The sequence below is a fragment of the Streptomyces sp. P17 genome, from assembly GCF_032436805.1.
In the GTDB taxonomy this organism is placed as follows: Bacteria; Actinomycetota; Actinomycetes; order Streptomycetales; family Streptomycetaceae; genus Streptomyces.
Window position 1 is genome coordinate 1 of the sequence record NZ_JAVRBF010000050.1, and the last position, 12,108, is coordinate 12,108.

12 protein-coding genes and 1 riboswitch are annotated in these 12,108 nt (G+C 69.3%); of the genes, 1 reads left to right on the forward strand and 11 read right to left on the reverse strand.

Annotated elements, in window-relative coordinates:
• Positions 1-21 precede the first annotated feature (21 nt).
• The 10 genes from RMT89_RS28500 to rpsB all read right to left on the reverse strand — a co-directional run bounded on the left by RMT89_RS28500 (position 22) and on the right by rpsB (position 10,529).
• Entirely contained in the window at positions 22-1,041 is a 1,020-nt protein-coding gene (locus RMT89_RS28500) for an ABC transporter ATP-binding protein (protein ID WP_315886646.1), read from the reverse strand.
• Positions 1,041-2,642 (reverse strand): iron ABC transporter permease, encoded by a 1,602-nt coding sequence (locus RMT89_RS28505; RefSeq protein ID WP_315886647.1) that lies wholly within the window; start codon positions 2,640-2,642, stop codon positions 1,041-1,043. The genes RMT89_RS28500 and RMT89_RS28505 overlap by 1 nt, the downstream gene beginning before the upstream one ends.
• Positions 2,643-2,677: 35 nt before the next feature.
• Positions 2,678-3,754 (reverse strand): thiamine ABC transporter substrate-binding protein, encoded by a 1,077-nt coding sequence (locus RMT89_RS28510; protein WP_315886648.1) that lies wholly within the window; start codon positions 3,752-3,754, stop codon positions 2,678-2,680.
• Positions 3,751-3,858: riboswitch (TPP riboswitch) on the reverse strand. It overlaps the preceding gene by 4 nt.
• Positions 3,859-3,882: 24 nt before the next feature.
• Positions 3,883-4,989, reverse strand: coding sequence for a 23S rRNA (adenine(2503)-C(2))-methyltransferase RlmN (gene rlmN, locus RMT89_RS28515; RefSeq protein ID WP_315886649.1), 1,107 nt, complete (start codon positions 4,987-4,989; stop codon positions 3,883-3,885).
• Between the two features lie 294 nt (positions 4,990-5,283).
• A complete protein-coding gene (locus tag RMT89_RS28520) occupies positions 5,284-5,733 on the reverse strand; it encodes an SRPBCC family protein (RefSeq protein WP_315886650.1) in 450 nt (149 codons plus the stop codon).
• Between the two features lie 109 nt (positions 5,734-5,842).
• Positions 5,843-6,967 (reverse strand): phosphatidate cytidylyltransferase, encoded by a 1,125-nt coding sequence (locus RMT89_RS28525; RefSeq protein WP_315886651.1) that lies wholly within the window; start codon positions 6,965-6,967, stop codon positions 5,843-5,845.
• Positions 6,967-7,524 (reverse strand): ribosome recycling factor, encoded by a 558-nt coding sequence (gene frr / locus RMT89_RS28530; RefSeq protein WP_186286237.1) that lies wholly within the window; start codon positions 7,522-7,524, stop codon positions 6,967-6,969. Before frr ends, RMT89_RS28525 begins: the two co-directional genes overlap by 1 nt.
• Before the next feature lie 141 nt (positions 7,525-7,665).
• The gene (gene pyrH, locus RMT89_RS28535) at positions 7,666-8,424 is read right to left on the reverse strand and encodes a UMP kinase (RefSeq protein ID WP_315886652.1); all 759 of its coding nucleotides are present in this window, start codon (positions 8,422-8,424) and stop codon (positions 7,666-7,668) included.
• 186 nt (positions 8,425-8,610) lie between these two features.
• Positions 8,611-9,447, reverse strand: coding sequence for a translation elongation factor Ts (gene tsf, locus RMT89_RS28540; RefSeq protein ID WP_315886653.1), 837 nt, complete (start codon positions 9,445-9,447; stop codon positions 8,611-8,613).
• A 158-nt stretch (positions 9,448-9,605) separates the two neighbouring features.
• Positions 9,606-10,529 carry a 30S ribosomal protein S2 gene (gene rpsB, locus RMT89_RS28545; protein WP_315886654.1) on the reverse strand — a complete coding sequence of 308 codons (924 nt, stop codon included), beginning with the start codon at positions 10,527-10,529 and terminating at the stop codon, positions 9,606-9,608.
• Positions 10,530-10,801: 272 nt separating this feature from the next.
• Here rpsB and RMT89_RS28550 point away from each other — a divergent pair, with 272 nt between their 5' ends.
• Complete coding sequence (locus RMT89_RS28550) at positions 10,802-11,353, forward strand: M23 family metallopeptidase (protein WP_315886655.1); 552 nt, start codon at positions 10,802-10,804, stop codon at positions 11,351-11,353.
• A 181-nt stretch (positions 11,354-11,534) separates the two neighbouring features.
• On the opposite strand, the gene RMT89_RS28555 is transcribed toward RMT89_RS28550, so the two are convergent.
• Positions 11,535-12,092, reverse strand: a complete 558-nt coding sequence (locus RMT89_RS28555; RefSeq protein WP_315886696.1) for a helix-turn-helix domain-containing protein — start codon at positions 12,090-12,092, stop codon at positions 11,535-11,537.
• Positions 12,093-12,108: the final 16 nt, after the last annotated feature.

Genomic DNA, 12,108 nt, shown 5'->3' on the forward strand with positions numbered 1-12,108 from the left:
GCTCCCACATGATCCGGTCGATCACCCGAGCAGCACGATGTCGGCCGCCTCGAACTCCACCCCGACCGCCTCCCCGACCTCCGGCGCCTCCCTGAGCGCACACGCCGCCTCCAACCGGGGGGCGTCCTCGGGTTGCAGGTGCACGGCGACATGGGTGCCCTTGAAGGTCCGCGCGGCCACCGTGCAGCGCAGGCCCTGGTCGGCCGCCACCAGGCGGACCCCGGCGGGCCGGACGAGGAGCGTGCGGCTGCCCTCGGCGGTGTCGTCGGGCACCGGCAGCTTGCCCCAGGGTGTGTCGGCGGCCTGCCCGGTGACCGTCGCCGGGACCACGTTGTCGAAACCGAGGAAGCGGGCCACGAACTCGTCCGCCGGCCGCTGCCACACATCCAGTGGCGTACCCGCCTGGGCGATCCGCCCGTCCCGCATCACCACGACCCGGTCGGCGAGTGCGAAGGCCTCGCCCTGGTCGTGCGTCACGGCCAGCACGGTCGTGCCCAACTCAGTGAACAGCTCCCGCAGTTCCACCACCAGCCGCTCCCGCAACGAGCGGTCGAGCTGTCCGAGCGGCTCGTCGAGCATCAGCAGCCGGGGCCTGGGCGCCAGCGCACGGGCCAGCGCCACCCGCTGCTGCTCGCCGCCGGAGAGGGCCGCGACGGCCCGGCCGGCGGCCCCCGGAAGTCCGACGAGATCGAGCAACTCCTGGACCCGGTCGGCCTGTTGCCGCTTCGACGCCCCGTGCATCCGCAGCCCGAAGGCAACGTTCCCGCCCACGTCCCGCTGCGGAAAGAGCTGGTGGTCCTGGAACATCAGCCCCACCCCACGCCGGTGCGCGGGGATGCCGTTCTGGTCACGCCCGTCGAGCAACACCCGCCCGGAGTCGAGGGGTTGCAGACCGGCGACCGCCCGCAGCAGCGTCGACTTGCCACTGCCGCTGGGCCCGAGCACGCACACCACCTCGTGCTCGGCGACCGACAGATCCACGGCGTCGAGCACGGCCCGCCCGCCGAACCGCACGGTCGCGTTCTCCAGGCTCAGCAGCATCAGAACTCCCCCGTCCGATCGGTCCGCAGCCGCTCCAGCACCAGCAGCGCCACCGCGCACACCACCATCAGAATCGTCGAAAGGGCCATCGCCTGGCCGTAGTTGAGCTGCCCGGCCCGCCCGAGCAACTTGGCCACGGCGACCGGCAGCGTCGGATTGTCCGGCCGCGCGATGAACACGGTCGCCCCGAACTCCCCCAGCGATACGGCGAAAGCGAACCCGGCCGCGATCAGCAGAGCTCGCCGCACCAAGGGCAGATCCACCTCCCGCCACACCCGCCACGGCGACGCCCCGAGCACGGCCGCGGCCTCCCGCAACCGGTGATCGACGGCTCGCAGCACCGGCAGCATGGTCCGTACGACGAACGGCACCCCGACCAGCGCCTGCGCGAGCGGCACCAGGATCCAGCTGGCCCGCAGGTCCAGCGGCGGCTCGTCCAGGGCGATCAGAAAGCCGAATCCGACGGTCACCGCGGACACCCCGAGCGGCAGCATCAGCAGCGCGTCGAATCCCCGTACGAACCGGCCCGCGTCCCGCCGGGTCAGCGCGGCGGCGGCGAGGCCTCCGATCAGCACGGCGATGGCGGTGGCGACGACGGCGTAGGACAGCGAGTTGCCGATCGCATCGATCGGCGGGACCAGGAAGACTCCGCCGTCGGCGGAGGTCAGCGCCCGGTAGTAGGCGAGGTCGGGGGCGCCGAGGGACCGCTGCACCAGCACGGCGAGCGGCAGCAGAAGCAGTACGGCGATGGTGGCGAGGACCCCGGCCAGCAGCGCCCACTGCCCGGCCCCGCGCGGCCGGCGCGCGGTCTGCGAGGCGTCCACCAGACGCAGGGCGGTCTCCCGCCGCCGTACGGTCCAGGCGTGCAGGGCGAGGATTCCGCCGACGGCCGCGAACTGGACGATCGTGAGGACCGCGGCCGTGGACAGGTCGAAGATCTCGGAGGTCTGGCGGTAGATCTCCACTTCGAGGGTGGAGAAGGTCGGGCCGCCGAGGATCTGCACGACACCGAAGGAGGTGAAGGTGAACAGGAAGACCATCAGGGTGGCGGCGGCCACGGCCGGGCCGAGCGCCGGGAGGGTGATCTGCCGCCACGCCGTCAAGCGCGACGCCCCGAGCATCCGCGCCGCCTCCTCCTGCCGAGGGTCGAGCTGCGCCCAGAGCCCTCCGACGGTGCGCACGACGACCGCGTAGTTGAAGAAGACATGCGCCAGCAGGATCGCCCATACGGTCGTGTCCAGCCGTACGCCCCACAACTCGTCGAGCAGTCCGCCGCGCCCGACGAGCGCCAGGAAGGCCGTACCGACGACGACCGTCGGCAGCACGAACGGCACTGTCACCACGGCCCGCAGGATCTGCTTGCCGGGGAAGTCGAAGCGGGCGAACACATACGCGCCGGGCAGCGCGATCAGCAGGGTCAGCGCGGTGGAGGCGAGGGCCTGCCAAGTGGTGAACCACAGGACGTGCCGGATGTCCGGCTGGCTCAGGACATCCCCGATCCGGCCGAGCTGCCATCCCCCGTCGACCCGCAGACCGCGCGCGACGATCGCGGCGACAGGGTAGGCGAAGAAGACGCCGAAGAACGCGACGGGCAGGGCCATGAGGCCCAGCCGCGCCGCATGCCTGGTCCGGCCGGCTACTTCAGTACGAGCGAGGTCCACGACTTGACCCACTCATCGCGATACTCGGCGATCTTGGCGGGGTCCATGGTCTGCGGGTCCTTGGCCGCGGGCCCGTACGTGGTGAACTCCGCGGGCACGCTCGCCTCCTCGACCACGGGGTAGACGAACATGTTCAGCGGCATGTCCTCCTGGAATTTCTTGCTGACCAGGAAGTCGATCAGCGCCTTGCCGCCCTCGCTGTTCTTGGCGTTGCTCAGCAGGCCCGCGAACTCGATCTGCCGGAAGCAGGTGCCCTCCGCGACCCCGGTGGGAGCGGTCGTCGGCTTCGGGTCGCCGTAGATCACCTCGGCGGGCGGCGAGGAGGCGTACGACACGACGAGCGGCCGGTCCGCCTTCGCGGCCTTGCCACCGGCGGAGCCGGAGAACTCCTCGTTGTAGGCCTGCTCCCAGCCGTCGACCACCTTCACGCCGTTGGCCTTGAGCTTCTTCCAGTAGTCCGGCCAGCCGTCGTCGCCGTACTGCGCGGCGGTGCCGAGCAGGAAGCCGAGTCCTGGTGAGGAGGTGGATGCGTTCTCGGTGACCAGGAGGTTCTTGTACTCGGGCCTGATCAGGTCGTCGAGGGAGGCCGGCGGGGTCAGCTTGCGGTCCTCGAAGTACTGCTTGTCGTAGTTGACGCAGATGTCGCCGTAGTCGACCGGCGTGACCCGGTGCTCGCCCTTGTCGAGCTGGAAGCCGGCGTCGATCTGTTCGAGGCCCTTCGCCTCGTACGGCTGGAAGAGCCCGTTGTCGAGCGCCCGGGACAGCAGGGTGTTGTCGACGCCGAAGAAAACGTCACCCTGCGGGTTGTCCTTGGTGAGGATGGCCTTGTTGACGGCCTGCCCGGCGTCGCCGTCCTCCAGGACCTTGACCTTGTAGCCGGACTCCTTCTCGAAGGCGGCGAGGACGTTCTTGGAGACGGCCCACGAGTTGTGGCTCACGAGGGTGACAGTCCTGGAGCCGCCGGCGGACTCGCCGTCGCCGGACGACCCGCACGCGGACAGCACGACGAGACCGAGGCCGACGAAGGCAGCCAGATGCTTCTTGTTGTTCACGGTGATGACCGAACTTCCTACCCAGAATGACCTGGGCGAGGTTCAGAGGGTCTGCGGCCCGATCGCCGCACTCTCAGCGCTGTCGCGCTCCCCTGTCGGATATTGAAGATGTACGTACGACGATCAGACTACCGCTCGGTGGCCGCGAGCTGACCACAGGCCCCGTCGATCTCCTGACCACGGGTGTCCCGGATCGTCACCGGCACGCCGTGGGCGGCGATGGCCTCGACGAAGGCCTTCTCGTCCTCGGGCCGGGAGGCGGTCCACTTCGAGCCCGGAGTCGGGTTCAGCGGAATCAGGTTCACATGCACGGGCCTGCCCTTGAGCAGCCGCCCGAGCCGGTCACCGCGCCAGGCCTGGTCGTTGATGTCCCGGATGAGCGCGTACTCGATGGACAGCCGGCGTCCGGACTTGGCGGAGTACTCGAACCCTGCGTCGAGGACCTCGCGGACCTTCCAGCGGGTGTTCACGGGGACGAGGGTGTCGCGCAGTTCGTCGTCGGGCGCGTGCAGCGAGATCGCGAGCCGGCACTTGAAGCCCTCGTCGGAGAACCGGTTGATGGCCGGGACGAGACCGACGGTGGAGACGGTGATGCCACGCTGGGACAGCCCAAGGCCGTCGGGCTCCGGATCGGTGAGCCGCCGGATGGCACTCACGACCCGGTTGTAGTTGGCGAGCGGCTCGCCCATGCCCATGAAGACGATGTTGGACAGCCGAGCCGGCCCGCCGGGGACCTCCCCGTCCCGCAGGGCCCGCATCCCGTCGACGATCTGATGGACGATCTCGGCGGTGGACAGATTCCGGTCCAGCCCGGCCTGCCCGGTGGCACAGAAGGGGCAGTTCATCCCGCACCCGGCCTGCGAGCTGATGCACATGGTGACCCGGTCCGGGTACCGCATCAGCACGGACTCGACGAGCGTCCCGTCGAACAGCCGCCACAGCGTCTTACGGGTGGTCCCCTCATCGGTCGACAGATGCCGTACGACGGTCATCAGCTCGGGGAACAGCTCCTCGCGCAGCTTGCCGCGCGCCCCGGCGGGGATGTCGGTCCACTGCTCGGGGTCGTGGGTGTACCGCGCGAAGTAGTGCTGCGAGAGCTGCTTGGCACGAAACGGCTTCTCCCCGACCGCCGCGACGGCGTCCTTACGCTCGGCGGGCGAAAGATCGGCAAGGTGCCGCGGCGGCTTCTTGACTCCGCGCGGGGCGACGAATGTGAGTTCTCCGGGCTTAGGCATGGCCGTACCAGTGTCGCAGATCGATTGACCAGGCCCTCCCACCCGGCAATACCACCCCGGGCGGCCGCCTGCAGACTGCCGAAGAAGGTGAGGACGGCTTCCAGGATCCGGCTCCGGCGGCGGTGCGCCTTGCCGCAGTAGCGGCGTCTGCGGAGGCGTCCGGGCGGCTGCGGGACCGGTGCCTCACACCACTTGCAGCACACTTCCGCACGCTGGCGGCGCCTCGGAAACAGATGTAGCCGACCCGGGGGCGGACCTTGGCGACCGCCCGCGGGACCGGTCCGCCGAAAGGACCTACGCCGTGGTCCCCTCCAGCCTCTCCTTGAGGAGTGCCTCGTCCCTCGGAAGCTCCTTGCGGACCTGGGGACGGACGACGAGGGGCACCAGGACCTTGCCCAGACCGTGTCCTTCGAAGTCGATCTCTATCGTCACGCGGGAGCGACGGCCGTCGTCGAGCGGCTCGATCGAACCGTGGGTACGGGGCCGCACGGGCCCCGTGACCCCGTGCAGATCCCAGCTGCGCGCCGGGACGAGGTCGTCGAACTCCACGGTCATCGGGATCTCACGGTTGCCGATACGGCGCGTGACCCGGACCTGGGAACCGGGGTGCAGGGGCCCCTCTTCGAGCGGCTCCGCCTTGACGGCGCTCAGCTGCCATTCGGGCAGGTGGGAGGGGTCGGTGATATACGCGTAGACGTCTTCGGGCGTGCAGTCGACGTCGATGGATTCTCGGATGACGGACATGGTTGAACTCCCTTTTTGAGGGCGTACACCCAAATCGTCCCACCGGACCGCCCGACTGAACAGGCGAGCCCCCGCCGAGGCGGGGGCTCGTCCAGGACGGATACGACGCTCAGCCGGATCCGACGAACAGCACGAGCAGCAGCCAGACGACCGGCGCCGTCGGCAGCAGCGAGTCCAGGCGGTCCATGATGCCGCCGTGCCCCGGCAGCAGCGTGCCCATGTCCTTGATGCCGAGGTCACGCTTGATCATCGACTCGCCGAGGTCGCCCAGCGTGGCGCTGCCCGCCACCGCGAGGCCGAGCACGAGGCCCTGCCACCAGGCGCCGTCGTCGATCAGGAACTGCATACACAGCGCGCCCGCGACCATGGCGAACGAAACCGCCCCCAGCAGCCCCTCGCGGGTCTTGCCGGGGCTGATGCGCGGGGCGAGCTTGTGCCTGCCGAAGCGCCAGCCGATCGCGTACGCCCCGGTGTCGCTGACCACCGTCAGCAGCAGGAACGTCAGCACCCGGGCCGGGCCGTCGTCGGCGGTGAGCATCATCGCGACGAAGGTCGCCAGGAACGGAACGTAGAAGGCCGCGAAGACGCCCGCGGTGACGTCCTTGAGGTAGCCCTCCGGCGGTTCCGTCATCCGCCAGACCAGGACGGCCAGCGCGGTCAGCGCCATCGCCACCCAGGCGCCCTCGGCGCCCCGGACGTAACCGGCGACGACCATCGCGGCACCGCCGACCGCGAGGGGCACGAGCGGCGCTCTGATGCCCTTGCGCTCGTCGAGCCGCCTGGTCAGCTCCCACAGACCCACGACGACGGCGACGGCCACGACGCCGACGAACACGGCCTTGTAGACGAACAGCGAGGCGACGATCACCGCGCCGAGCCCGATACCGACCCCTATCGCCGCACCCAGATCGCGCCCCGCGCTCTTCTTCTGCGGTCGGGGCGCAGGCTGCGGGGCGTCGTGCATGGGCTCCGGATTCTGCGGCGCGTTCCCGTGGGGCTGCGCCCGCGGCGTCTCGTCGCGGAACAGGGGGCCACTCAGCCGAGCGGCCCCCCGGTCGTCATCCTGGTCTCCGCCATACGACGGTACGTCGGGCACGATGGGCATGGGGCGAGTGTGCTGCGCCTCAGGCGCATCGTACGCGGGACCCGCCGGGGCAGCCCCCTGGACAGGCCCCTGGTCAGACGGCCCCCAGTACCCGGCTTGTGGCGGCGCTCCCCAGGAAGAGTCGTTCATCAGACCTCGAGCAGCTCCGCTTCCTTGTGCTTCAGGAGCTCGTCCACCTGCGCCACGTACTTGTGGGTGGAGTCGTCGAGCTCCTTCTCCGCCCGGCGGCCCTCGTCCTCGCCGACCTCGCCGTCCTTGATCAGCTTGTCGATCGCGTCCTTGGCCTTGCGGCGCACCGAGCGGATGGACACGCGCGCGTCCTCGGCCTTGCCCTTGGCGACCTTGATGTAGTCGCGGCGGCGCTCCTCGGTGAGCTCGGGGAACACCACACGGATGATGTTGCCGTCGTTGCTCGGGTTGACGCCCAGGTCGGAGTCGCGGATCGCCTGCTCGATGTTGCGCAGCGCGCTCTTGTCGAAGGGGGTCACGACCGCCATGCGCGGCTCCGGCACGGAGAACGAGGCCAGCTGGTTGATCGGCGTCGGCGCGCCGTAGTAGTCGGCCACGATCTTGTTGAACATCGCCGGGTGCGCACGGCCGGTGCGGATCGCGGCGAAGTCCTCCTTGGCGACCACGACGGCCTTCTCCATCTTCTCCTCGGCTTCAAGGAGGGTCTCTTCGATCACCACTTGCTCCTGCGTGTCTTGAGTAGGCCCGGCTGCGGTTCCTGAGGGGCGGCGGCCGGCTGCGTCGCGTCTTCTTCCTGCACGGTTCCCGACCCGCAGGACATTGTCCATCCCCCGGTCAGGGTCCGTAGGTCTTGCCTGTCAGTCCCGGCTGTCCTGGTCACCCACAAGCGTGCCGATCTTCTCACCCTTGACGGCGCGGGCGATATTGCCCTCCACCAGAAGCTCGAACACCAGGATCGGAAGCTTGTTGTCGCGGCACAGCGTGATGGCGGTGGCGTCGGCGACCCTGAGGTCCCGGGTGATGACCTCGCCGTAGCCGAGGGAGTCGAACTTGACCGCGTCCGGGTTGGCCTTCGGGTCGGAGTCGTAGACCCCGTCCACGCCGTTCTTGCCCATCAGCAGGGCTTCGGCGTCGATCTCCAGGGCGCGCTGGGCGGCGGTCGTGTCGGTGGAGAAGTACGGCATGCCCATACCGGCGCCGAAGATGACCACACGGCCCTTCTCCAGGTGGCGCACGGCGCGCAGCGGGATGTACGGCTCGGCGACCTGGCCCATGGTGATGGCGGTCTGGACCCGGCTGTCGATGCCCTCCTTCTCCAGGAAGTCCTGGAGGGCGAGGCAGTTCATCACGGTGCCGAGCATGCCCATGTAGTCGGAGCGGGCGCGGTCCATGCCGCGCTGCTGGAGTTCGGCGCCACGGAAGAAGTTGCCGCCGCCGATGACGACCGCGACCTGCGCGCCGTCGCGCACGACGGCCGCGATCTCGCGGGCGATCTTGTGCACCACGTCCGGGTCCACGCCCAGGCCGCCACCGCCGGAGAAGGCCTCTCCGGACAGCTTCAGCAGATACCGGCCGCGTACTTTGCCGTCGTCGCTCTTCTGGGCCTTGGTGGTCATGGAATTCTCAATTCTTTGAACGGGTCGCACATACGAAGAAGGCCACTGCCGATGGGAACTGGTTCGTGTCCCATGCGCGGCAATGGCCTCCTCGTCAGATCTGCTGTCGTCCGCCACACAAGTGACGGCGTACGCGGACGACTGCTGTCGACCCTATCGGGGTCGAGCGTCGATCGCGGTACGGACTCAGATGCCGACCTTGATACGCGTGAAGCGCTTCAGGGTGACACCGGCCTCGTCCAGGACCTTCTGGACGGACTTCTTGTTGTCGAGCGCGTACGGCTGGCCGAGCAGCGTGGCGTCCTTGAAGAAGCCGTTGAGGCGACCCTCGACGATCTTCGGCAGGGCGGCCTCGGGCTTGCCCTCGGCGCGGGTGGTCTCCTCGGCGACGCGGCGCTCGGACTCGACGACCTCGGCCGGGACCTCGTCCTTGGAGAGGTACTTCGGCGCGAAGGCGGCGATGTGCTGGGCGATGCCCTTGGCCAGCTCGGCGTCGGCCTTGTCCAGCTCGACCAGGACACCGATCTGCGGGGGCAGGTCGGGCATGGTGCGGTGCATGTAGGCGTAGACGAAACCGTCGGCGAACTGCGCGAAGCGGTCGAGGACGATCTTCTCGCCGAGGTTGGCGTTGGCCTCGTCCACGAACGCCTGGACGGTCTTGCCGGCCTCGATCTCGGAGGCGAGCAGGGCCTCGATGTCGGCCGGGGCGGTCTTGGCGACGTGCTCGGCGATCTGGTGGGCGACGGCCTGGAACTTGTCACCCTTGGCGACGAAGTCCGTCTCGCACTTCAGCTCGACCAGGACACCGGAGGTGTTGTCGTCGGCGATGAGGGAGACCACGGCGCCGTTCTCGGCGGAGCGGCCCTCGCGCTTGGCGACGCCCTTCTGGCCCTTGATGCGGAGCGCCTCGACGGCCTTGTCGACGTTGCCCTCGGCCTCGTCCAGCGCCTTCTTGCAGTCCATCATGCCGGCGCCCGTGAGCTCACGGAGCTTCTTGACGTCGGCGGCGGTGTAGTTCGCCATGAGTCTCGAAATCTTTCTCGAAGTCTGGAAGATCGAAGATCTGCGGAGTCTGCGATCCACATGTAGTCGCGGACCGACGACCCACCGCTGACCTACGGGTGAACGGCGGGGGCGGACTTGATGTCACCGCCCCCGCCGTCAACCCTGACGCTGACGGGTCAGGCCTGCTCGGCCTCGGCAGCCGGAGCCTCATCGGCGGCCGGAGCCTCGGCAGCGGCCTCGGCGGGCGCCTCGGCGGCGGCCTCGGCGGGGGCCTCAGCGGCGGCCTCGGCGGGGGCCTCGGCGGCAGCCGGAGCCTCCTCGGCCTTCTTCTCGCCCTCAAGCAGGTCGCGCTCCCACTCGGCGAGCGGCTCGCCCGCGGCCTTCTCGCCCTTGCCCTCCGTCGCCACACCGGAACGGGCGATGAGGCCCTCGGCGACGGCGTCGGCGATCACACGGGTGAGCAGGGTGACGGAGCGGATCGCGTCGTCGTTGCCCGGGATCTTGTAGTCGACCTCGTCGGGGTCGCAGTTGGTGTCGAGGATGGCGACGACCGGGATGTTGAGCTTCCGGGCCTCGCCGACCGCGATGTGCTCCTTCTTGGTGTCCACGATCCAGACGGCGCTGGGCACCTTCTGCATCTCGCGGATACCACCGAGGGTCTTCTCCAGCTTGGCCTTCTCACGCGAGAGGACCAGGAGCTCCTTCTTGGTCAGACCCGAAGCGGCGACGTCCTCGAAGTCGATCTGCTCAAGCTCCTTGAGGCGCTGCAGACGCTTGTAGACGGTGGAGAAGTTGGTGAGCATGCCGCCCAGCCAGCGCTGGTTGACGTAGGGCATGCCGACGCGGGTGGCCTGCTCGGCGATGGCCTCCTGCGCCTGCTTCTTCGTGCCGACGAACATGACCGTGCCGCCGTGGGCGACGGTCTCCTTGACGAACTCGTAGGCGCGGTCGATGTACGACAGCGACTGGAGCAGGTCGATGATGTAGATGCCGTTGCGCTCGGTGAAGATGAAGCGCTTCATCTTCGGGTTCCAGCGACGGGTCTGGTGACCGAAGTGGACGCCGCTTTCCAGCAGCTCCCGCATCGTGACGACGGCCATGGCCGTTCTCCTTGAGTTTCTCGGTTGTGCCGCGGATGCCGGACGGCTCCCGCGCCTGACGCCCACATGCGCCGTGCCACGAAGGACCGAGGAGCGCTGACACGGGTCGTTTTGTCGACCCGATGTCGGGGCGTGCGAAGTCGACCCGGTGACCCGGATCGCCAGAAGAAGTGTACGGGACCGAGAAGGCACCGGGTGACGCCGCTGTCCACAACCGGGGAGTGGTCCACAGATCACGCCATGATCGACGGTGGTGGCGCGAGTCTGTGGGCATGCGAGCGAAACGATGCGCGGGTACGGCGGTACTGGCGCTGACGACTTTGGTGCCGGGAGGGGCCGGGCCTGAGGCGCCCCTGTCTTTCACGGCGACGGACGCCGCCTCGGGCCGCCCGACGGCGGTGACCTGGCCGGTGCCCGGCCCCACGGTCCTGCGCGGCTGGGAGCCCCCGCCGACGCCCTATGCCAGAGGCCACCGAGGGGTGGACCTGGCAGCCCCGGCGGGCACTCCAGTACGAGCGGTGACGGCGGGCAGAGTGCTCTTCGCGGGGCAGGTGGCGGGACGAGGTGTGCTCTCCATCGAACTGAAGAACACCGGCGCCCCACCCCTCCGAACGACGTACGAGCCGATCGACCCGGAGGTGACGAAGGGAGACGAGGTGAGGGCAGGCCAGGTGGTCGGCACGGCGAGTGGCCCTGCGTCCCACTGCGCGGCGGCATGCGTCCACTGGGGCCTGCTGCGGGACGACACCTACCTGAACCCCTTGTCCCTGCTGAACAGGGGACCGTCGAGACTGCTGCCGGTGCTGGGAGTACCGCTCCCGTGAAGCCGACGTTCCGGCCCTAGGGGGTGTTTTGAAAGTCCCGCACAGCACCCACGGCGCCCGGCACGCACCCTCGCCGCACCGGCCAAAGACCCAAGTACGTCCAGTACGAGGGCCTTCGTCCGGCACGCCGAGGGCACGCACCGAACACCGCGGGCACCGCACGGGACTTTCAAAACACCCCCTAGCCCCGGACCCCTCGCAAGGCCATGGACACCGCAGCGTCCGTGATCGCGGTCGGCTCCTCCGCCGCCCCCAGCTCGATCCGCCGCACGGCCGCGTCCACGACGCCCTGCAGCAGCATCGCCGCCAGCCGCGGCTGCGCGTGCCCCATGTCCCGCAACGCCTCGACGATCATCGCGACCAGCCCGCCGTGCGCGGCCCGGATCTTCTCCCGGGCTCCCGCGTCCAGCTCGCTCGCGGAAATGGCGACCACGGCCCGATGCCGCCGGTCCCCCACCAAGGCCAGCTGTGCCCGCACATATGCCTCGACCTTGCCCTCGGCCGACTCCGCCCGCTCCATCGCCGAGGAAACCTCCGCGACCCAGACCGGGAAGTCGACCTCGCACAGCTCCTCGACCACGGCCCCCCGGGACCGGAAGTACTCGTACACGGACGACCGGGCAAGCCCCGTCCGCTCAGCGAGAGCCGGAAACGTCAGCGCCTCCGTCCCACCTTCGGACAACAGGGAACGAGCCGCGTCCAGCAGGGCGGCTCGCTGCATCGACCGGTGCTCGGCCACGGAGGCCGCTCGAATC

Excerpts from the sequence above, each read along its gene's own strand:
- RMT89_RS28500 (WP_315886646.1), bottom strand. The coding sequence starts at position 1,041 with ATGCTGCTGAGCCTGGAGAACGCGACCGTGCGGTTCGGCGGGCGGGCC.
- RMT89_RS28505 (WP_315886647.1), bottom strand. The coding sequence starts at position 2,642 with ATGGCCCTGCCCGTCGCGTTCTTCGGCGTCTTCTTCGCCTACCCTGTC.
- rlmN (WP_315886649.1), bottom strand. The coding sequence starts at position 4,989 with ATGCCTAAGCCCGGAGAACTCACATTCGTCGCCCCGCGCGGAGTCAAG.
- RMT89_RS28520 (WP_315886650.1), bottom strand. The coding sequence starts at position 5,733 with ATGTCCGTCATCCGAGAATCCATCGACGTCGACTGCACGCCCGAAGAC.
- RMT89_RS28525 (WP_315886651.1), bottom strand. The coding sequence starts at position 6,967 with ATGAACGACTCTTCCTGGGGAGCGCCGCCACAAGCCGGGTACTGGGGG.
- pyrH (WP_315886652.1), bottom strand. The coding sequence starts at position 8,424 with ATGACCACCAAGGCCCAGAAGAGCGACGACGGCAAAGTACGCGGCCGG.
- tsf (WP_315886653.1), bottom strand. The coding sequence starts at position 9,447 with ATGGCGAACTACACCGCCGCCGACGTCAAGAAGCTCCGTGAGCTCACG.
- rpsB (WP_315886654.1), bottom strand. The coding sequence starts at position 10,529 with ATGGCCGTCGTCACGATGCGGGAGCTGCTGGAAAGCGGCGTCCACTTC.
- RMT89_RS28550 (WP_315886655.1), top strand. The coding sequence starts at position 10,802 with ATGCGAGCGAAACGATGCGCGGGTACGGCGGTACTGGCGCTGACGACT.